8 protein-coding genes and 2 pseudogenes are annotated in these 22,131 nt (G+C 68.1%); 6 read left to right on the forward strand and 4 right to left on the reverse strand.

The genetic code is table 11. From position 1 onward, the window contains the following. The first annotated feature begins 42 nt into the window (after positions 1-42). The 4 genes from QCN29_RS00265 (at position 43) to QCN29_RS00280 (ending at position 8,726) form a co-directional block, all read left to right on the forward strand. The gene (locus QCN29_RS00265) at positions 43-2,172 is read left to right on the forward strand and encodes an ABC transporter ATP-binding protein (RefSeq protein WP_279925646.1); all 2,130 of its coding nucleotides are present in this window, start codon (positions 43-45) and stop codon (positions 2,170-2,172) included. Then, entirely contained in the window at positions 2,169-4,127 is a 1,959-nt protein-coding gene (locus QCN29_RS00270) for an ATP-binding cassette domain-containing protein (RefSeq protein ID WP_279925381.1), read from the forward strand. Before QCN29_RS00265 ends, QCN29_RS00270 begins: the two co-directional genes overlap by 4 nt. A gap of 139 nt (positions 4,128-4,266) precedes the next feature. Then, on the forward strand, positions 4,267-6,402 hold the full coding sequence (locus QCN29_RS00275) for an FG-GAP-like repeat-containing protein (protein WP_279925382.1): 2,136 nt from the start codon (positions 4,267-4,269) through the stop codon (positions 6,400-6,402). A gap of 293 nt (positions 6,403-6,695) precedes the next feature. Then, positions 6,696-8,726, forward strand: a complete 2,031-nt coding sequence (locus QCN29_RS00280) for a M4 family metallopeptidase (RefSeq protein WP_279925383.1) — start codon at positions 6,696-6,698, stop codon at positions 8,724-8,726. A 65-nt stretch (positions 8,727-8,791) separates the two neighbouring features. Here the strand turns inward: QCN29_RS00280 and QCN29_RS00285 are convergent, their stop codons facing one another. Further along, positions 8,792-9,613, reverse strand: coding sequence for a tyrosine-protein phosphatase (locus QCN29_RS00285; protein ID WP_279925384.1), 822 nt, complete (start codon positions 9,611-9,613; stop codon positions 8,792-8,794). 266 nt (positions 9,614-9,879) lie between these two features. On the opposite strand from QCN29_RS00285, the pseudogene QCN29_RS36985 reads away from it, so the two are divergent. Then, positions 9,880-10,089: pseudogene (locus QCN29_RS36985) on the forward strand (hypothetical protein); the annotation flags it as partial. A gap of 91 nt (positions 10,090-10,180) precedes the next feature. Next, positions 10,181-10,330 carry a Scr1 family TA system antitoxin-like transcriptional regulator gene (locus tag QCN29_RS36795; protein ID WP_318036677.1) on the forward strand — a complete coding sequence of 50 codons (150 nt, stop codon included), beginning with the start codon at positions 10,181-10,183 and terminating at the stop codon, positions 10,328-10,330. A gap of 429 nt (positions 10,331-10,759) precedes the next feature. Here the strand turns inward: QCN29_RS36795 and QCN29_RS00295 are convergent, their stop codons facing one another. The 3 genes and pseudogenes from QCN29_RS00295 to QCN29_RS00300 form a co-directional block, all read right to left on the reverse strand. Further along, positions 10,760-10,945, reverse strand: coding sequence for a hypothetical protein (locus QCN29_RS00295; protein WP_279925385.1), 186 nt, complete (start codon positions 10,943-10,945; stop codon positions 10,760-10,762). A 33-nt stretch (positions 10,946-10,978) separates the two neighbouring features. Beyond that, positions 10,979-11,338 (reverse strand): annotated as a pseudogene (locus QCN29_RS36990) (SMI1/KNR4 family protein); the annotation flags it as partial. Positions 11,339-11,397: 59 nt separating this feature from the next. Then, positions 11,398-21,999, reverse strand: a complete 10,602-nt coding sequence (locus tag QCN29_RS00300) for a LamG-like jellyroll fold domain-containing protein (protein WP_279925386.1) — start codon at positions 21,997-21,999, stop codon at positions 11,398-11,400. Positions 22,000-22,131: the final 132 nt, after the last annotated feature.

A 22,131-nucleotide genomic window follows, 5' to 3' on the forward strand; every position in this document is an offset into this window, starting at 1 on the left:
GCGGAGTCCCCGAACGCCGACGCCCCGGCGGGTCAGTCCGCCGTGCGCACGCTGCTGCGGCTGTGGCCGTACGTCCGGCCCGTCCGCGCACGGTGGTTCACCGCTGCCGTGGTCGCCGTCATGGCCTCCTGTCTCAGTCTCGTCTTCCCACTCGTCCTGAAGTGGATCGTGGACGGACCGGTGGCCCACGGCGACCCGGGCGGGGTCTGGTTCGGAGCGCTGCTCCTGCTGGTGCTCGGCATCGCGGAGGCGGTTCTGTTCGGGCTGCGGCGATGGCTGGTGGCGCGGCCGCTGGCCGGGGTCGAGGCGGCGCTGCGCACCGATCTGTACCGGCATCTTCAGCGGCTGCCGATCGCCTTCCACGACCGCTGGGCCTCCGGCCAGTTACTCTCGCGCGGCACGACGGACCTGATGCAGATCCGGATGTTCCTGGCCTTCCCGCTGACGTTCCTGCTCGTCAACGGCGTGACAATCCTTGTCGGCGTGGTGCTGCTGCTGGCTCAGGACTGGGCCCTGGGGCTGGTGCTGCTGGCCCCGGTCATCCCGTTGATGATCATCTGTTCGCTGTTCGAGTCACGGTACGCGCTGGCCGCGCGGCGCGCCCAGGACCAGGTCGGCGATCTGACGACGGTCGTCGAGGAGAGCGTGCTGGGCATCCGGATCGTCAAGGGCTTCGGACGGCACCGCAGCCAGGCGCATGCCTTCCGCGCGCTGGCGGGGCGGCTGCGCGGCACGGAACTGCTCAAGGCTCGGCTGTTGGCGGGCATCTGGGCACTGATCACGGTCATTCCCGAACTGGCCATCGGCGCCGCGCTGGTGCTGGGCACGGTGCAGGTCGCCGACGGCGGGCTGTCGGCGGGCACGCTGGTGGCCTTCCTCTCCACGGCGCTGGCGCTGCGCTGGCCGGTGGAGTCCATCGGCTTCCTGATCGCCATGAGCCAGGAGGCGGCGACGGCGACGGAGCGGTACTTCGAAGTCCTGGACGCGGAGCCGGAGTCGCACGGGACGTCCGCGCCGGCGGCGGGGCGCGCCCGGGAGGGCGGCGGGCTGGTGTTCGAGCGGGTGCGGTTCCGCTACCCGGACGCCGGCCCCGAGTCCGCGCCGGTGCTGGACGGCGTCGATCTGCGGATCCGTCCCGGCGAGACGATGGCGCTGGTCGGCGGGACCGGTTCCGGTAAGACGACGCTGACCGCCCTCGTACCGCGGCTGCACGAGGTGACCGCCGGGCGCGTTCTGCTGGACGGCGAGGACATCGCCGCGATGCCGCGCGAACGGCTGCGGGAGCTGGTGTCGGTGGCGTTCGAGGAGCCGACGCTGTTCTCGGCGAGCGTCGCCGAGAACGTGCTGATGGGCGGGGCGGACGCCGGGGCGGAGGCGCTGGACCGCGCGCTGGAGGTGGCGCACGCCGGCTTCGCTCACACCTTGCCGGACGGTGTCGACACACAGGTCGGCGAGCAGGGTCTGAGCCTCTCCGGCGGCCAGCGGCAACGGCTGGCGCTGGCGCGGGCGGTGGTCGGGCGGCCCCGGTTCCTCGTCCTCGACGACCCGCTGTCCGCGCTGGACGTCCACACCGAGGCCCTGGTGGAGGCGGCGCTGCGCCGGGTGCTTCAGGACACGACGGCACTGGTGGTGGCGCACCGCCCGTCGACCGTGATGCTCGCCGACCGGGTGGCGCTGCTCTCGGGCGGGCGCATCGCGGCGGTGGGAACGCATCAGGAGCTGCTGCGTACGAACGGGGAGTACGCATGGCTGATGTCGGGTCTGGAGACGGGCCCCGGGTCGGAACGGGGCCGGGGACCGGCGCCGAAGGGGGCGCAGTTGGCACCGGAGTCGGTACCGGGGGCGGAGCGCCAACCGGTCTCGTGGCCACAGCCGGGGTCCGTGACGGGACCGGAGCCGGGGTCAGGTCAGGAAGCAGGCACGGATACAGGAGCGGGCGCAGCCACGGGAGCGGGCACGAGCCCGGGCGCAGCCACAGGCGCTGGCACAGGTGTAGGCGCAGGCGCAGCCCCAGGCACAGGCACAGGCGCAGCCCCAGGCACAGGCACAGGCGCAGGCGCAGCCACAGGCACGAGCGCAGGCACAGACACGAGCACAGGCGCAGCCACAGGCACAGGCACAGGCACAGACACGAGCGCAGGCACGGGCACGGAGAAGGGCGGCAGCCGATGACCAGCAGTACGACGAGCCGGCACTCCGTCCCCGACGAAGAGCCCACGGCGAGCGCCGGGCAGCAGCCGGACGGACCGGAGACGCCGTCGCCTCCGGCCGTCGGCGGATCCGCCGCCGCGCCCGCGTCCGGCGGCACAGCCGGCGACGGAGCCGACGACCGCGGCGACCCGTTCGACCGGGACGCGCTGCCCTCGCCCAGGGGTGCGACCGGAGCCCTGCTGCGGTCCCTGCTCGCGCCGCGCCGCGGGCTCGTCGCCGTGGCCGCGCTGCTCCTGCTGCTCCAGCAGGCTGCCGCCCAGGCGGGGCCGCTGCTCGTCGCGTACGCCATCGACCGCGGCGTGCCCGCGTACCGGGCCGACCACTACGGCCCGCTCATCGCGGTCGCCGTCGGCTACGCGGTGTGTGCGGCCGGGGCGGGCGTGTTCCAGTACGCGTTCATCCGGGCGTCCGCGCGCGTCAACCAGGACGCGCTGCTCGATCTGCGGGGCCGCATCTTCCGCCACTCCCAGGCCCTGTCCGTGGACTTCCACGAGCGCTACACTTCGGGCCGGCTGATCTCCCGTTCCACCACGGACGTGGAGTCGCTGCGCGAACTGCTCAGCGAGGGTCTGCAGGAGCTCGTCGGCGTGGTCCTCGCCACCCTGTACATCACGGTGCTGCTGCTCTGGCTCGACGTGGGGATCGGCGGGCTCGCCCTGGCGTCGTTCGTACCGCTGTATCTGCTGATCCGCCTCTACCGACGCCGCGCGGCACGAGTGTTCAGCGAGCGCTCGACCGCGATCGCCGCCGTCATCGTGAAGTTCGCGGAGACCATGAACGGCATCCGTCCGGTGCGCGCCTTCCGGCGCGAGCAGGCCAACGACTCGCACTTCGGGCGGCTCAACCAACGCCATGAGCGGAGCAACGGCGACGCGATCCTGGAGATGGCCCGCTTTGTGGTCGGCTCCCGGCTCATCGCCAACGTGTCGGTGGCGGGGATGGTGCTGTGGGGCGCGTACCGGGTCGCCGACGGGACGCTGGCGCTGGGCGTGCTGGCCGCCGCCGTGCTGTATCTGCGGCGGCTGTACGACCCGATCGACCGGCTCGGGATGTTCCTGAACTCCTATGAGTCGGCGGCCGCCTCGCTGGAGAAGATCGCGGGCCTGCTGGCCCAGAGGCCGACGGTTCCGGAGCCTGCCGCGCCGCGTGAGCTGCCGCCGCGCGGGGGCGGCGAGCCGGGGCGGGCGGTGGTCTTCGAGGGGGTGCGGTTCGCCTACCGTACGGGCGGCGAGGTGCTGCCCCGCTTCGATCTGACGATCCCGGCCGGGCAGACGGTCGCCGTCGTCGGCTCGACGGGTGCGGGCAAGTCGACGCTGGCGAAGCTGCTGGCCCGGTTCTACGACCCGACCGAGGGCCGGGTGCTGCTCGACGGGGTCGATCTGCGCGGGTTGGCGGTTCCGGAGCTGCGGCGCGGGGTGGTGATGGTCACCCAGGAGGCGTTCCTGTTCTCCGGGACGGTGGCCGACAACATCGCGATCGGCCGGCCGGACGCCACCCGCGCGGACATCGAGCAGGCGGCGAAGGCCATCGGCGCGCACGACTTCATCATGAGCCTGCCGGACGGCTACGACACGGACGTGCGCAAGCGTGGCGGCCGCATCTCCGCGGGCCAGCGGCAGTTGGTGGCCTTCGCCAGGGCGCTGCTCGCCGATCCGGCGGTGCTGATCCTGGACGAGGCGACCAGTTCGCTGGACATCCCCGGGGAGCGTGCGGTGCAGCGCGCGATGGACACGGTGCTGCACGGCCGTACGGCGGTGGTGATCGCCCATCGGCTGTCGACGGTGGAGATCGCCGACCGGGTGCTGGTGATGGAGGACGGCCGGGTGGTGGAGGACGGCGCACCGGCCGACCTGGTCACGGACGAGGGCAGGTTCGCAGGGCTGCACCGGGCGTGGCGGGAGAGCGTGGTGGGCTGACGATCCGGAGCAGATCATTCCATAGGATATCTTTCTGGACACCGTCTTTTGACGTCCTTTCAGCGGAGCCCCGTGAGGGTTCCGCCGCCCATCTGGCACCTTCTGGCAAGCCAATCGCGCTAAGGAAGCACTGACTCTGATGCGAATACGTCCACGCCCCGCACGGACCGCGGCCCTGGCCGCCGCGGCCGTCACGGCGGGCATGCTGGCCGGAGGGCCGGCGCAGGCAGTCGTCGGCACACCCGCCACGGATAGCGCGTACGCGTTCACCGCACGGCTCGAGATCGGCGAAGGCGATGCGCAACGCGCCTGCTCCGGGGCCCTGGTCGAGCCGGGCTGGATCCTCACCTCCGCGTCCTGCTTCGCGGAGAACCCGCTGCGGAGCACCGAGATCACACCGGGCAAGCCCGCGTTGAAGACCATCGCCACCGTCGGCCTGACCGCGTCGTCGGGCGACGGCGGCCATGTCAGCGAGATCGTGGACCTGGTGCCCCGCGCCGGCCGCGATCTGGTGCTGGCGCGGCTGGCCGAGCCGGCGGCCGGCATCGCCCCGGTCGCCGTCGCGGCCACCTCCGCCGGCGCGGGCGACACGCTGACGGCGGCCGGGTTCGGGAGGACCAGGACCGAGTGGGCGCCTGATCGGCTGCACACCGCCTCCTTCGCGGTGGACGCCGTCGAGCAAGGCACGCTCGGCATCTCCGGCAAGACCGCCGCCGACGCGATCTGCAAGGGCGACACGGGCGGTCCCGTGCTGCGGCAGGCGAACGGCAGGACCGAACTCGTGGGCGTCAGCAGCCGCTCCTGGCAGGGGGGCTGCTTCGGCACACCCGAGTCCGAGACCCGTACCGGCGCGGTGGCCGCCCGCGCCGACGGCATAGCGCTGGGTTCCCGTCTCACCGCCGGGCAGCGGCTGCTGCCGGGTGACTCCCTCTCCTCCACGGCGGCCCGGCTGACCATGAGGGCCGACGGCAACCTGGTCGTCACCTCACGCGCGGGCAAGACGCTGTGGTCGGCGGGGACCGCGGGCAACGCGGGCGCGACCGCGCTGTTCGGCGAGGACGGCAACCTCGTCGTGCGCGACGCGGCCGGCGCCGACACCCTGTGGGAGTCCGGGACCGGCGCGGCCGGCGGTTCCGTCGTCCTGCGGGACCGCGGCGACCTGGTCGTGCTGAACGGCCAGGGCGTGTCCCAGTGGTCCAGCGGCACCGCCGTGCGCCACGACCACAACGGCGACGGCCGCAGCGACCTCGGCGCCTGGTACGACTTCTCCGCGGGCAGCGACGCCACGTACACCTTCTTCGGCAACGAGGACGGCGCGATCAGCGCGCCGAAGAAGTCGTTCACGGCCGCCGTCGGGGCCTGGGAAGCGAAGTACATGAAGTTTGTCACGGGCGACTTCAACGGGGACGGTCGCGGCGACATGGCCGCTGCCTACGGTTACAGCGACACCAGCGTCAAGGTGTGGGTGGCGCTCGCCAAGCCGGACGGCGGTTTCGGCACCCCGTACACCGCCTGGAGCGCGCCCGCCGGCAGCTTCCACATCAGCTATATGACCCCGCAGGCGGGTGACTTCAACGGAGACGGCGTCGACGACCTGGCCGTCTGGTACGCGTACGCCGACGGCACCAGCAAGCTGTGGACGTTCACCGCTGACGGCAAGGGGAAGTTCAACGCCCCGGTCGGTTCCTGGTCCGCGCCCAAGGGCACCTGGCTGCGCAGCCGCGCCAAGTTCACCACGGGTGACTTCAACGGCGACGGCCGCGACGACCTCGCCGTGTTCTACGGGCAGGGCGACAACTCCGTGAAGACGTATGTCTTCACGGGCAGGCCGGACGGCGGCTTCGCCGACCCGGCCGTGTGGTGGCACAGCCCCTCGCTGGACTGGAACCGCACCACCCCGCACGCCGGGGACTTCAACGGCGACGGCCGCGACGACGCCCTGGTCTGGTACGACTACCCCGACGGCAGCGACAGGACCTCGACCATGCTGTCGGAGAAGTCAGGCGGCAGGGACCGCTTCGGCTCCGCCAGGATCACGCTCGCCAGCAAGCCGGGGAACCTGGACGCCGGGCGTATGCAGCAGGTCGTCGGCGACTACGACGGCGACGGCCGCGACGACCTCGCCATCCTCAACCACCAGTCGGACGGCGCGGTGAAGATGTGGACCTGGACGGCCCGGCCGAACGCGATGTTCAACGGCGCCATCGCGGGCTGGACGGCCCCGGCCAAGAGCTGGGTGTATGCGTCCACGGAGCTGTTCAGGCCCTACAACTGACCTGGAGCGCCTGAGAGCGGGGCTCGCCGTGCACCACGGCGGGCCCCGCCGTCATATCGCCGTAAGCCGCGGCCGCCCCGGGGAAACGTCCGGTTAACGAACACGACCATGCAGCCAACGGACGAGTTTCGGCCAAGTATTTGACGCGGTCCTGACAGAATGGGTCCACGGCTGTCACCCTTCCCCCACGACCAAGACACAACTGAAGACTTGTCACGGCACGTCCACGCACCAGCGTTCTGCCCGGCCCGCCCACCCAACGGGCCGGTCCCCCCATCGCAGAAGGAGTTCGCGTGAGACCCACGCCCCGCCGGCGCGCCACCGCGACCGGAGCTCTCATCGCTGCCGCCGCCCTCCTCGCGGTCGGCTTCCAGACCAGCAGCTCTGCCGCGGAGACTGCTGACGCCGCACCCCGCGCCCAGGCTGCGAAAGGCGCCGACCCCGGCGCCCTGCCCGCCGATCTGACCCCGTCCCAGCGCGCCGAGCTGATACGCGAGGCCAACGCCACCAGGGCCGCCACGGCCAAGGAACTCGGCCTGTCCGCCAAGGAGAAGCTCCTCGTCCGCGATGTCGTCCAGGACCGCGACGGCACCACGCACACGCGCTACGAGCGCACCTATGACGGACTGCCGGTCCTCGGCGGCGATCTGGTGGTCGCCGAGACCACCGCAGGAGCGACGGAGTCGGTCGCCCGCGCCTCACAGGCGGCCCTCCGCTCCATCGACACCGGCGCCGCCCGCGTCTCGCCCTCGGCGGCCGAGAAGCAGGCCGTGGCCGCAGCCAAGGCCGAGGGCTCCACGGCGGCCAAGGCCGAACGCGCCCCGCGCAAGGTGGTCTGGATGGGCGGCCAGGGCGAGCCGACGCTCGCGTACGAGACCGTCGTCGGCGGCCTGCAGCATGACGGCACCCCGAACGAGCTGCACGTCGTCACCGACGCCGCCACGGGCGAGAAGCTCTTCGAGTGGCAGGCCGTCCACAACGGCACCGGCAACACCCAGTACAGCGGCCAGGTCACGCTGGGCACGGCCCCGTCGTACACGCTGACCGACACCGGTCGCGGCGACCACAAGACGTACAACCTCAACCGCGGCACCTCAGGCCGCGGCACGCTCTTCTCCGGGCCGGACGACGTCTGGGGCGACGGCACCCCGCAGAACATGGAGACCGCGGGCGCGGACGCGCACTTCGGCGCGGGCGTCACCTGGGACTACTACAAGAACGTGTACGGCCGCAGCGGCATCCGCGGCGACGGCGTCGGCGCGTACTCACGCGTCCACTACGGCAACAACTACGTCAACGCCTTCTGGCAGGACAGCTGCTTCTGCATGACGTACGGCGACGGCTCCGGCAACGCCAAGCCGCTCACCTCCATCGACGTCGCCGCGCACGAGATGACCCACGGCGTCACCTCCAACACCGCGGGCCTGATCTACAGCGGCGAGTCCGGCGGCCTCAACGAGGCGACCAGCGACATCTTCGCCGCGGCCGTGGAGTTCTACGCGAACAACTCCCAGGACAAGGGCGACTACCTGGTCGGCGAGAAGATCGACATCCGGGGCAACGGCACCCCGCTGCGCTATATGGACAAGCCCAGCAGGGACGGCGCGTCCAAGGACTACTGGTACTCGGGCATCGGCAACGTGGACGTCCACTACTCGTCCGGACCCGCGAACCACTGGTTCTATCTGCTCTCCGAGGGCAGCGGCCCCAAGACCGTCAACGGCGTCGACTACGACTCGCCGACCTCCGACGGGCTGCCCGTCACCGGCATCGGCCGCGACAAGGCCGCGCTGATCTGGTACAAGGCGCTGACCACGAAGTTCAACTCCCGTACGAACTACCACGGCGCCCGCGAGGGCACACTCGCCGTGGCGAACGAGATCTACGGGGCGGACAGCGCCGAGGCCAAGGCCGTGGCCCACGCCTGGGCGGGCGTCAACGTCGGCGACCGGCCCGGAGACCCCGGCGAGCCCGGCGGCGACGTGTACGAGAACACCTCCGACGTCTCCATCCCGGACTACGGCGCGGCCGTCACCTCCTCGATCACCGTCTCGGACCGCAGCGGCAACGCCCCCTCGGCACTGAAGGTCGGCGTGGACATCGTGCACACCTGGCGCGGCGACCTGGTCATCGACCTGGTGGCTCCGGACGGCAGCACCTACCGCCTGAAGAACGCCAGCGGCGGCGACTCCGCGGACGACGTCAAGGAGACATACACGGTCAACGCCTCCAGCGAGACGGCCAACGGCACCTGGAAACTGCGGGTGCAGGATCTGGCGCGCTGGGACACGGGCTACATCAACAGCTTCAAGCTCACCTTCTGACCGGCTGAGCACGCGGGGCGCTGTCCAGGGGCCACCAGCCCGGGGCAGCGCCCCTTCGCGGTCGGTCAGCTCACCAGCCGGAAGCGGAGGCCGAGCAGGGTCCAGGTGCTCAGGGAGAGATCGTCCCTGAGATAGCCGACCAGGCCGCCGTAGTCCCGCTCGGCCTGGTCGAGCGCCGCATCAAGGTAGCTGGAACGCACCTCCTGGACCGGGATCAGCAGATCCGGGTTCTCCATGAGACCGCGGTCGCGCACCGCATCGCGGGTGCGCCGGTCCGCATCCGCGCGGAAGGCATTGGAGAGCAGGAAGTCCTGCCGGGCCGACGCGTCCGGCAGACCCAGGGCGCGGAGCAGTACATAACTGGTCCAGCCCGTGCGGTCCTTGCCCGACGTGCAGTGGTACAGCAGCGGCCCGGGCACCTCGCCCGACAGATCGCGCAGGGTCTCGGCGAACCGCGCGCGGTTGTCCTGATCAGTGACTAACGCCCGGTAGATCGCGCGCATCAGCTCCCCACCGCGCCCGCCGCCGAGCACCTCCTCCTGCCGCACCGGGTCCGGGGAGCCGATCACCGACAGCAACTGGGCGAAGAGCCCCAGATCGCTGACGGGCCTGGCCACCGGGGTCAGACCGGGGGGCAGCCGGTCGGGGCCGTTGTAGCCGACCTCGAACGGCACCCGGAAGTCCACCACCCGCGCCAGGTCCAGCCCGGCCACGGTGCGGACGTCGGCCTCGGTCAACTTGCCGAGCTCGTCGGCGCGGCACACCCTGCCGTACCGCACCCGCTCACCGTCGTACGTCCGATAGCCGACCAGATCGCGGACATTGACCGCGCCCTCCAGCGGAGCAGCCGCCGCCCTCCTGGGCGGCCCGCAGGCCCGGATCAGCAATATCGAGGCCGGCCGATACGCCGTGAGCGCAGATCGCGTGCGCGCCCTGGCCCGCAACTACACATGCACCGACGAGCAGTACATCGAGGCTCTGGCCGCGATGACGGGCAACCGTGCCCGCGGATGGTGGGACGACTACCGCGAGCGGCTCTCCCCCGGCCTCATCGACCTCGCCGAACTCGAGCACCACGCCATGGCCCTGCATGTCGCACGTGGTCATCCACATGCCCGGCCTGCTCCAGACAACCGACCACGCTCGCGCCATAATGACGGAGAGTGTCCCGCCTTGCGCCCATACGAGATCGAGCACCGAGTCTCGTACCGCATCAAGCGCCAGGCGATCCTCTTCGAGGGAACCCCCACGCCGTACGCACAATCATCCACGAAGCCGCGCTACGGATGGGGTTCGGAACCGCGAGGTCGCGCGCGGCCAGCTCGCCCACCTCCTGGGGACGAGCGAGCGGGACAACGTCACTGTTCGGACCATCCCCTTCGGCGAGGCTTCCTTCCCTGCCTCCGGCCAGCCCATCACCTGCGCTTCAGGCCCGGTGCCACAGGCTCGACACCGTGGTCCTCGACACCGACCACGGCTGCGAGTTTCTGGACGCGGAGACCCAGTTGGATCGCTACCGCTCAGCTCTCGACCGTAAGCAGTCCCGCGCGCTCTCCCCTGCGAAGTCGCACAACCTCATCCACCAGATCGCCCAAGAAATCTGACTGGAAACTCCCATGGCCGAACTCTCCTGGAGAACCTCCTCCTACAGCGCGTAAGCCGCAAACTGCGTCCGCATCGCCCTCGCTCCCAACGGAACGATCCTCCTCGGTGACACCAAGGCTCCTGAACTAATGACCCCGACCGCACAGCAAGCGTTCGGAGCGCTCATAGCCTCGCTCACTTCGCATCCCTCAACCATGTGAGCACCGAACGCTTCAACGGCAAGCGCGGCGGCCGACGGCGAGTCTCACCCACTACTCAAACCAGTCACGCTCAGGCCACTCAGGCATCCAGTCGGTGGCCACGTCGCCCTCGAGGCTCCGTCGCGCGGGGTTCACCGAAGGGCCCGGCACCCAGGAGCCTCTGAAGGTCATCCATCACGGACACGTCAGCCACCCTCTATGGACCGTGAAGACTTTCGCGAGCCTGCGTTAATCGAATTCCGTTCCGGCGATCAGATCAACCTCACCCGTCCATGGGTCAAGGCCCGCATCCCACAGCCTCTGCTCTTCACGGATGTGCAGAAACCTAGGATTGAAATTCCCCCACAGCGAGGTATCGCTGATCGGGCACTTGGGAAAGTCCGCACGGAATATCCTGAGCAGGAATTCCACCATCCCGCAGTCGTACAGGGCCCACCCCCCGCCGTGACGAGCCCACACGGCAACTGGCCAATCTTCCGGCGAAGCAGCCGACGTCAGCCAACACAGAGCATCTGCTCCCGCAGTCTGCCCCCATACCAACATGTCGTCGAGGCTATGCCTACCCCCCAAGTTCGGATCTTGCCAGTCCTGCATCTCGGGAGAGGTTCGCGTATCGCGAGGCAATCGATCAACGGTCAACGATTCCGGAGCGTCTGGGGGTGGGATCGCAACGGCAATGCTGTCACTAATAGTCCCAGCCCCATATACAGTAACGAACTTTCGATAATCTCCCGGAAATAGGAGACCGACCTCTTCAGCGGCAGCAGACCAATCAACTTCGTCTCCTGCATTCTCGTGGGGCGACATGAGGTCCCGCAGCTCCTGAAATGCACCCCAATTCACGCCACCATCACCTCCTTTGCCTTTCACGGGGTAGCCCCAACCGGCACTGGGGCACCATTTCTACTAACCAGCCCTATATTTCGATAGTCCGCAAACTTCGCACTATACATAAAGTTTGGAATCACTTCATCAAGGATGATCCCCGGTTCGCCGTTGGGAGACACTCCGCGAGCCGACATTTCGTAGGCGACCGGAACGGTGCGACCTCCTGCATATACCGGGATGACCTTGTAGTGAACAACCTCCTGCGCATCAATCGCACGCTTGACCTTAGCCTCAACCGTATACATGTTCTGCGGAAGACCAGGGTCCATCGCTGAAACCCGATTGGCATTGGCACTCCGTGCACATGTGGAAATATTCTCCGGCTGGAGGCCATCTCCACTCAGCTGGGCGGCGAGAAGATGGCAGGCATTGACCCACTGCGAAGGTGGGCGATTGCCAAGGTAGCCAGCATATCGCCGCGCCCACTGGTATCCAGGCGGGGCAATCTTTTGCGGATCTGTCGACGTTCCCTGATGACTCGCAAGATACGCACTGTCCAAGCAGGCTTCAACCCCAGTAGCACGATTTCCATGAGCAGCATCCACGCTGCCGTGGTCGACCCACCCAGTCCCACCTCTTCGACAGTCACCTTGCCGGGAGGTGCCACTTCCATTCCCATTTGCCGGCGACGCACCTAGCGCCTCCATCGCTTCGGGAGCGAAGCTTGTAATGATCTCTGCGAGTTCCTGCATCTCCGCAGCGCCGATGACCATCTGTAGCGCCGCTGTAGGTGGCAGGCCTGCAGTCCTCGGATTCCAATCAGGCTTGGGAATCGTACGCGTCGGCGCGGGAACGGGATTCTTGCCGCGGTTCGGGTTCTGCGGTGGAGTCGGCCTTCTAGGCCGGGTCGGCCTCTGGGGCGAGGTCGAGGTTCCCTTGCGGGTGTACGAGCTGGATCCCCTGGAGCCCGAGCCGCTCCCGCGGCCGCCCGCGTATCCGTTTCCGCCCCCGGGGCCTCTGTTGACAGTCGAGCGACCCGAGCCCTTGGGCTTGCAGTTGTAGGTGCAGCGGGTGGACTTGGGCTGCTGCGTGGTGCGGTTGGGGCGGGTGCGGCCGGCACCGCAGCGGCTGCTGTTGCAGAGGTCAGAACGGGGATCGCGGTAGGCGGACTTGGTGCGGGAGCCCTTGCTCTTCGTCGTCCTCGTCGTCTTCCCTCCAAGGCCCCGAGTGCCTCCGCCGCCGCCTCTGAAGCCGCCACTCCGCAACAGGACACTGCTGCCGCCGCAGGCGCAGGGACGGAAGTGGCCCGTGGGGTCCGTGCCGATCAGCGGCTCCGCGTTGGCGTACGTGTATCGGTTCGCCTGCGCTGACGGGCTCGGATCGAGCAGCCATGTGTCGCGCGACGTAAAGCCGCCGATTCCCGGCTGGTACCAGCGGGCCGCCATGTTGACCTCGCCCGTGCTGGAGTCGGTCCAGCCGGACTGGTAGCCGACCGCCGGGTTGGCCCCGTCCTTCGCCATGACAGTGCCGAAGGGGTCGTAGGCGCGGGAGGCCGAGACCTGCGTGCCGTCAGGGGTTAGGCTCGCGACCAGGTCGGTATGCATATCGGTGACCGCGAGGCTCGCGCCTTCAGATCCGGAGGAGGCTGCTGCGCTGGCCAGCAATGAGCCGCCCGGCCAGCGGCTGTAGACCGTGTCGGCGTCCGTGACCAGGTTGTTGGAGCCGCCGTCGTAGGTGAAAGCCGTCCCGTTGTGTGTCAGGACACGGTCGAGGGAGTCGTAGGTGAAACTGCTCGTCCCGTTGTCGACGGTCCGCTCGAAGGCATCGGAGTTGATCCTCCGGGTGTCCCCGTCGCCTTCCGTGATCACCTTCTCGGTGCCACGCGCGCTGTAGATGAAGCTGTCCTCGCCCCAGGTCTCCAGGCGGTTGCGCGAGTCGTACGATCCGTTGACCTCTCCCTTCCGGATGACATTGCTGGCCTTGTCCCACTCGTAGGGCACGGTGGTGCCACCACTGGTCCACGAGGTGAGGCGGCCTACCAGGTCGTAGCCGTATCGGTGTTCCGCCGCACCGGCCGTTCCCGTCGTGGTCTTCTTCACCAGCAGGTCGGCAAGGTCGTACTCGTATGCCGTGCCCGCGACGTCGGTGCCGCCCGCGCCGGTCTGCTGGACCTTGTCCGAGGCCAGCCGACCCAGGCTGTCGTAACCAAAGGTCCGCTCCGCGTTGACGGTGTACTGCCCTTCGCCACTGGGGCGGGCGTACTGCTGCAGGGTGGGACGGCCGGCGGCGTCGTAGTCCAGCCGGATCTGCGTGCCCGTCACAGGGTCGTTGACCTGGTCGAGCTGTCCTCCGGCGTCGTAGCCGAAGGACGCGGACCCTGCGGCGTTCTTACGCGAGGTCATGTTTCCGTCGGCGTCGTACGTGTACTGCGATTCGCCGGAAGGGCCCTGTGCGCTCAGCAGCAGGCCGCGGTCGTTGTAGGTGTAGGAGTTACGCGAGATGACGTCCGTGCCGACGCCGGTCAGCCGACCGTCCAAGTCGTACGTCAGGCTCCTCGGCCGTGTCGCCACAAGGGTTCCGGAACCCGTCTCCCGGGTCAGCCGACCAAGACCGTCGAAGGTCCGCTCACGTTTGACGTTGCCGGGCAGCAGTTCGGTGACCGGCTGGCCCGCGGCGTCGTACACCGTGGTCCAGGTGCGGACGTCCTCTCTCCAGTGCTGCTTCGTGGCCGGTTCGACGGTCGACTCCGGCAGCCCCCAGGAGTTGAAGGTGTAGTACGTGGTCTTGCCCCGGCCGTCGGTCATCCGCGTGCGGTTGCCCATGGCGTCGTAGCCGAAGGTCATGGTGATGGCATCGCTGTCCGACAGCTTCTCCACTCGCTTGGTCAGCCGGCCGAGAGCGTCGTACGTCAGATCGGTGCGACCGCCGGTCGGCAGCGTCTCGGAAAGCTGATTGCCCTCAGCGTCGAACGTGGCCCTAATGGTGCGCACGGCCGTACCGCCGGTGCCGAAGTGTGCGATCTCCGTCGCGTTGTCCAGCGCGTCGTACGTCGCCTTGACCTTGCGCTGTGTGGGGTCGACGGTCTCGGTCTCACGGCCCAGTCCGTCGTACACGAACGTAGTGACACCGCCCGCTGTATCGGTGATGGTCAGCTCTTCCCCGGCGGCGTTGTAGGTGGCAGAGGAAGTGCGGCCCGCCGGTGTGGTCACTGCGATCTGGTTGTCCGCGTCATCCCAGGTGTAGCGGCTGACCAGATCCTGCGGCGACGGGAAGCGCTCGACGGTCGTGGCGGTGAGCTGTCGCCCCAGTTCGTCGTAGGTCGCTTCGGTCCGGGCGCCGGTCGGCGTCGTCGCCGAGAGCTGCAGTCCGGTCGGCGTCCATGTGTAGGCGGAGACCCCCGCGCCGTTAAAGTCGGTCACCGTGCCGTCGAGCAGGCTCGGGCTGGTCTGCTTCAGCCCTTCCGTCTCAGCAAGCGGGTCCGTCTTGGAGGTCAGGTTGCCGAGCTGGTCATAGGAGTACCGGGTGGTACGGCCCAGCGGATCGGCGGTCGCGGTGACCCGTCCCAGCGCGTCATAGGTCGTGCGGGCGACTGCGGAGATCTTCGCGCCGCCCGGCGGGGTGTAGTCGGGCAGCGTCACCGCCACGGTCCGTCCGAGCCGGTCGTTCTCCAGCCGTGTCACCGCACCGTTCGCATCCTTGATCGCGACAATCTCGCCGAACGTGTTGTAGCCGGTGAGCGTCCTGGGGGTGAAGGTCTGGGTCTCGCTCCCCTTCTCATCGACCTGTATCCGCGGGGCGATCTGCTCGACGAGCCGACCCAGTGCGTCGTAGCGGTTGACCGTCGTGTGTGCGGCAGCATCTGCTCCCGCGACCGTGCCGCGCGGGCTGATGGTGGTCAGCAGCAGGCCGCGGTCGTCGTAGGTGTGGGTTGTGGTGTGCGTGCTCGTCCCGTCGGTGATGGTCTGTTTCTTGAGATTGCCTGCCGGGTCGAACTCCGAGTCGCTGATCAACTGCCGGTCGCTGTCGATCGACTGAGTCTGCCGAGTGATGCGGTCGTCGCGGTCATAGGCGTAGGTCGTGATGCGGTCGAGCCCATCGGGGTCGAGCACCGTCCGCGTCGTACGGCCCAGTGCGTCGACGGCATGGGTGACAGTGGTCCGGCCCCCGCCCGTCACCTGCTTGACCAGATTGCCCGCGGGGTCGTAGGCATTCGACTCCAAAACGATGTCATGGGCTGTGCCATCGACCTGTGTGACATGACGGGCAGTGGTCGTGGCAGGGAGTCCATCATCGAAGTAGGTGAAGGCGGTGGTCGCCCCCATCGCATCGGTGGTGGACGCCAGCCTGCCCGCCGGATCATAGGCGTTGGCGATCAGTACCAGGTCCCGGTTTTCCCCCGAGGGGTCCCCGGACCAGTCCTTCAAGACTGTCTGGTAGTGCTGTCCCCTTGGCGTGTAGGCGTGCGTAAAGACATTGCCTGCCGCGTCAGTCTCCTTCGCCAGGCGACCGAGCTTGTCGTACGCGGCGCTCGCCGTCTTGCCATCGGCGTCGGTCACGCTGTCGTTCAGGCCGACGGCGTTGTAGTGGTAGGCATTCATGCGATCCGCATCGCCGCCAGAGGTGTCCTCCGTTGTCTCCGTCAGCAGGTTTCCATCGGCGTCAAAGGATCGCGCGATCTTCGCGGTGTGCGCCTGCCCTGTGATCTCGTTGCGGATCTCCGCGCCCGCCTCAGCGGTGATCCGGGACATGCTGTCGTAGGCATAGGTGGTGGTCACTCCGGCGGGGAACGCGTCCGACACCTGGGTTTCGCTGGTCGTCCTGCCAAGACCGTCATAGGTGAATCTGGTGACGAGGCCGCTGGGGGACGTGATCTCTGCCAGGTCTCCGTTGGCGAAGTAGGCATACCGGGTCGCCGCGGTTTCCGGCGTCTTCTCCGAGGACACCAGTCCTGCGGGCATCATGCCGCCGCCGACCGCGGGCTCGGCGCCAGTCGTGTATGTGGTGACGGCGGTGCTTCCGTCAGGACGCACGGTGCTCGTCGGCAGCCCCTCGCCGTTGTACGTGTAGGCCACGCGATAGGCATCGTCCCGGTAGTCACGCGAACGCTGGTCGCGGTAGGTCAGCAGCCTGTCACTGCGCGGATCCAGAGGGTCCTTGTCGTTGACGAAGTACGAACTGAACGACGTCCAGCAGGAGTCGGCGTCACGGCATGTGGTCGTCGCGACGACGTTGCCTCGCTCGTCGTGGCCCGTGATGACGGAGTGGCCATTGGGATCGGTGACGGTGTGCAGGAATCCACCGGTGTCGTAGGCGTACGAGGTCACCGCGCCGGTCTCGTCAGTCCGCGACACCATGCGCTGGCCGCGCACCGCGTCGTAACTGGTACTGCTTACGTGCCCGAGCGGGTTGGTGACCTGCACCGTGGTCACCAGACCGGAGTCGGCGGAGTCGGTCTGGGCGCGATAGTGGGCGGCCACCTTCTCATCGGTGAGCGCCTTGCGGTACAGGGCGACCTCGTCCACATGGCCGCGGAAGTGGTACGTGTCCTCAGGCAGACCCATCCAGCCGGAGCTGCCGTAGCCGCCGCCGATGTAGGCGTAGGGGTGCGATTGCTCGGAAATCGTGCCGCTCAGCGAGCCGACCTTCACACCGTCCAGGTAGAGGGACTGCGTCGTGTTCGTCCCGGACAGCACCACGTGGTGCCAACGGCCGTCGGTCACGGGCTGAGCAGATGTGATCGGCGTCGCTCCGGAGACGCCGGAGAGGTAGAACTCGCCGCGTAGCTTCCCGGAGCCGTCGATGTTCAGCACGGGACGCCAGGATGTCGGCTTCTCACCGATCGGTGCGTTCTGGAAGCTCATCAGCACACCGGAGTGGTCTCTGGTGCGGAACCACATCTCGACGGAGATGTCGGTGGTGCCGGAGAGGACGGAACCGGGCAGCTGGATATGGCCGCCTCTGCCGAGCCGCACGGATCTGTCATCCCCCGGTCCGAAGATTCCGGTTTCCCGGGGCTTGGAGTAGGAGAGAAGGTCGCTGCCATCGGCGTGAAAGTTCGCGTCGGCGTCCCGGCCACCGACCTCGCTGCTCAGTGTGGAACTGCTGTCGTCGAGCCTCCAGTACGCGGTTGGCGCATCGCCGACAACCGCACCCTGATACTGATCGCCGGTGCCCGAGACCAACGCGCGGCGCGCCTGGTAGTGCAGCTGTGCGGTCGTCGTCCTATGGGCTGCGTCCAGCGGCGATATCACCCATCCTGCCCCCGAGCGGAGGAACCGGGTCAGCGACTTCTTGTAGAACGCAGCCTCGTCGATCTGTCCCTTGAAATTCCGGTAGCCGCCGACCGGCTGGCCGTCCCAGTCCGGCGAGGCGTAGCCACCGCCGATGTACACGTGCGGCTGACGACCGGTACCGACACCGGTGCGGGTGAAGCCCTGCAGTGCCCCGTCCAAGGTGAGGGCCTGGGCCGCCTCATTGCCCGCCAGGATGACGTGGTGCCACTCCCCGTCGGTGACAGGTTGCTGGGACATGAGGCTGGTGGCCTCATGTGTGAACCGACCGCGCAGCTTTCCTTCAGAGTCGATGAGCAGCATGGGCTGCCACGCAGTAGGCGTCTCGCCGAATTCCGCGTTCTGCATCGTGGCGAGCACGCCCGGCTCCGTGGTCTTGAACCACATTTCCACGGACATCTCGTCGCCCTCGCCAACCGCCTCGGCGGGCACCTTGAGCACGCTCTTTCCGGTGAACGTCGCCGATGTGTCGTCGCCGTCCGCGAAGATGCCGGCGCTCCCGAGGCGCACGCCGTCGTAGTTCCCACTCAGCTCTTCACGGAGGGGGCTGAATGCCTGGGAGCCGCTGCGCTCGCCGAGCCGCCAGTAGCCGGTGGGCCCGGTCTGCAGAATCCGCTGCTCGTATGAGCCGGAGGCCGATGAGTACGACGGGGCGGAGATGTTCCATACGCCGTCGTTCTCGTCCGTCGTGCTGAGGACGCGGCCGCTGGCCTCGTCGTATGAAACCTGCGCGTGGACTCGCCCGGAGGGCAGGGTCGCCTTGGTCATCCGGCCGGTCGCGGCGCGGCCGGCGTAGTGCGCGGCGACGGCGTCGGCATCCAGGGGGTGGTGGTAGACGGCCACTTCGTCGATCAGGCCCGAGAAGTGGCGGACGCCGAGCGGCTTGCCGTCCCAGCCCGGACTGGACCAGCCGGCGCCGATATAGGTGTTCACCTTGATGTGGTGGTCGATCGGTCCGGTCAGGGTGCCGATCGGTGACCCGTCCAAGTACATGGTCTGCGTGGTGCCTGCTCCGGCGAGGACGAGGTGATGCCATTCGCCGTCCGTGACCGGGGCGCTCGATGTGATGGGAGTGATGGACCGGCCGGTGATCTCGAACTGCCCGCGGAGACGGCCGTCGTCGCCGATGGCGATCGGGCTCCAGTAGACCGGCCTGCCGTCTTCCAGGGGACCTCCCTGGAATCCCATGAGCACACCGGGCTCAGTCGTCTTGAACCAGAGCTCGACGGAGAGGAAGGTCGAGGTTCTCAGGGTGTCGTCAGGGAGTTCCGCGTACGAGTCGGTCCCGTTGAAACCGGCGGCCTTGTCCGAGGTGCCCGCGAGGGCGCCGGGCCGGCCGAGCTGGACGTCCTGGTAGGAAGCTTCGTTCAGACCAGTGCGGGACGGGGAGTGGCTGACGCCCACTGAGCCGTGTTCCTCGCCCATCCGCCAGTACGAGACCGGGCTCTCGTCCAGCACCATGGACCGGTAGAGCGACCCGTTCTCATATGTGTACGTGGTGCACGCGGTGTCGGACGACGGCGGGCACACCTGCGTCAGCCAGTCGCCCACATAGCTGTAGCGCCAGGTCAGGCCCGGTGCATTCGGCCCCACCGCGGACGTGGTGACGGATGTGATGTGTCCGCCTGACCAGGTGAACGTTAGCGACCGGCCCGACAGCCCGTCGGTCACCCTCTGAAGCTGCCGCTGCCCGTCTGCACTGTAGAACAGCCGTTGCGTCCGGCCGGCACTGTCGATGACGGCTTCGAGTCGGCCGTCGTCCCCGAATTCGTATGTCGTGCCGGACCGCTGCCGGAGCGTCCAGCGGTCCGGTCCACTGGATGGATGAGTCAGCGTCATCGTGCCGCCGGACGGAGCAGCGTACGAGCCGTCGGGGTTGCGGCCGAAGCGCATCCTGGAGCCGTCTCCCAGGGTGATCAGGAGGGTCTTGCCTCCGGCAGAGGCATCGAGACGCTGGTCGTAGGCCGAGGTCCAGCCGAGGCCGAACGCGTTGTCGCGCCTGGGGTCGAGAGAGTTGTAGGTACGCGTGACGGAGAGCTCAGGGCCAACGGTGGGTATCGCGGCATCGGTGGCGGCAGTGGCGTAGTTGCCCGCCCGAGCGGAGAACTCGCGGTCGCCGTCGCCGCCGAGGTGGCCGGTCACAGGCGGCTGCGGCACCTCGGTGGTGAACTGTGTGGGTCCGGGGCGCACGGATGTGCTCTTGCCGTCGTAGACATAGGCGTACCAGGCGTAGGTCTTGCCCCAGGACAGCCAGCCGTCTGGCACTGCCCACTGCTGAGCCGGGCTCCTGTTGCCCGTACGGCAGTTCTTGCGCATGTCGTTGCCGCTGACCTCGCACACCTCGAAGGTGTATTGGAGCGCGCCTCCGGGGTAGTGATCGACGTCCTGACCCTGGGCCCAGAGTGTGGGGGTGAGCGAGTCCACGACCACGCCGCTACCCGGTGACGCCTTGGTCAGCTTCGGCGGCACATTCACCGCGGAGAATTTAATGGCGGCACCTGGAACACCCGCGCTGGTGAATCGGCTGACGCCGTAGTCGTCCATCGTCCATTCGAGGATGTACGTGGCAGGGGCCAGCGGAGCGATCTTCGCGCTGAGGGTCACGCTCTCGCCTGGAGAGACGTCGCTCGGCATCAAAGTCCAGCGGATCTTCGCGGAGTCCTTGATCTCTTTGCCGCTTGCGTCGTAGAGGTTGTAGCGCAGCTTGTAGTTGCCGCCCTTGGGCCAGGTCTGCTGCCCGCGGTTGGTCACCGTGACGGTCTGTTCGCCTTCCGTCGTCGCGGTCATCGGCGTGGTGAAGGCACCTAGTTTGTAGGTGGCTCCGTACTTGGTCCACGTCACATCGAGGCTGGGCTTGCCGTTCGGATAGTCGTCGGAGCCGAACTGCTTCCACCCGTACGAGTCCGTCGTCGACGCCTTGACGGCCAGGCCGTAGTTCTTCTTGCGGCCGTGCGTCCAGTCGTCCACCAGGGCTCGTCCTGCCGATCCCAGGCCCAGATTCTCCCACTTCGGTGCACAGGCCCAGGAGCTGGACCCGCTGGGACGCCAGCCGTGGGCGAAGCTCTTCGAAGTCAGCGACGGGCCGGTCGCGGGGCCCGGGTACTTGGTGGCGGTGCTCTCGGACCAGTTGGATGTCACGGCGTGCACGGTCACCGGACGGGCATTGCACGAGTAGGACCATGTGTTGTACAGGGCGAGACTGGCGTTGAGGACCCAGGCGTTCTTCAGTGTGCTCTCGACTCCGTTGAAACGGAGGAACGAGGCCGCCTTGTGAGATCCTCGGTCATAGGTACCGACCTTGAGAATGGTGTCGGTCGAGAAGTTCACGTTGTACGGATGCTGCACGTACGTGCCCGACGTCGAGTCGAACGACTTCACCGAGGGGTCGACGCGCACAGGGAACACGCGGTCCGGGGAGGCGAGCCACTGTTCGTCGAGCTTGACGACGAGGACTTGACGGCTGCCCTCGTGAGCAAGGCTGTATGTCACGCCCGAGGAGATTTCGCCCTGATTGGCGTTCTCGGCGAGGTTGGAGTCCTCCATCCAACCGGGCGGGGTCCACGCACGGTGCTTGCCGTCGGCGTCCGTGAAGAGCACGCCTCCCTGGTCGCCGATGCTCGCGGTCAGCCCTGTCAGCTCCAGAGGGAAGCGCCACTCTCTGGGGGCGTCCTTGCTCTTGAGAACGATGGTTTCCTTGACCGACTCGTTGCCGGCGACGAATTCAAGGTCGGCGTCCTCGCGGATTCCGGCGTAGGTCATCACGCTGCCGTCCGCCTGACCAGGCGAGGGGTGCGCCCCGGTGACGGAGTACCCGAGCGCTGCTCCGTCGCCGAGTCCGAGCCTGACGATGGGGTCGGCATCCGCGGTGTCGGCGAAGCTGATCGCGGTCTGTGTGGAGCGCGTCTCCCATGTCTCGCCGGGACCGGTCATCGTCCGCGGGCCCTCGGGCTCGGCTCTGATTAGGACCGTGTCTATCGGCTGCCAGCTCCCCTTGCCATCAAGGAAGTTCACCGCTTCGGTGTAGAAGCGGGTGGTGTAGGTGCCGTCGGAGTTCCGGAAGGTCTGTTCGCGCTCCTTACGCGCGTCCTTCAGCTCCTCGCTGCTTCCAGGTTCAAAACCCCGAGGCTCAGGCGTGGCGGGTGCCTGGGTCTGCTCGACGTGCTGAACGTCAGGCAGCTTTGTGGCACTGCCGTCGAGGTCCGGGGAGGGGGCGGGCTGCTCGGCCGCCAACTGTCCCGGCGCGGTCAGTGCACCCTTGCGCCCACCCTCAGCGGCTGCTCGCGTCGCCTCGCCGGACGCCTTGTGCCCGCGCCCTTCGGCAGAACCCCAGCGCTGAGCGGGGGCATCCATCCGCCCAACGACCGAACCGCCGGAACCTCGCGAGGCTGCCAGGACGGTCTGCTCAGAACCGGTCAATACAGCCATCACAAACGCGACGGCGACAACAAGCGGACGTGCTGCGCGCACAGGCTTCCCCCCACC

This window comes from Streptomyces chengmaiensis (assembly GCF_029846775.1).
Lineage (GTDB): Bacteria > Actinomycetota > Actinomycetes > Streptomycetales > Streptomycetaceae > Streptomyces > Streptomyces chengmaiensis.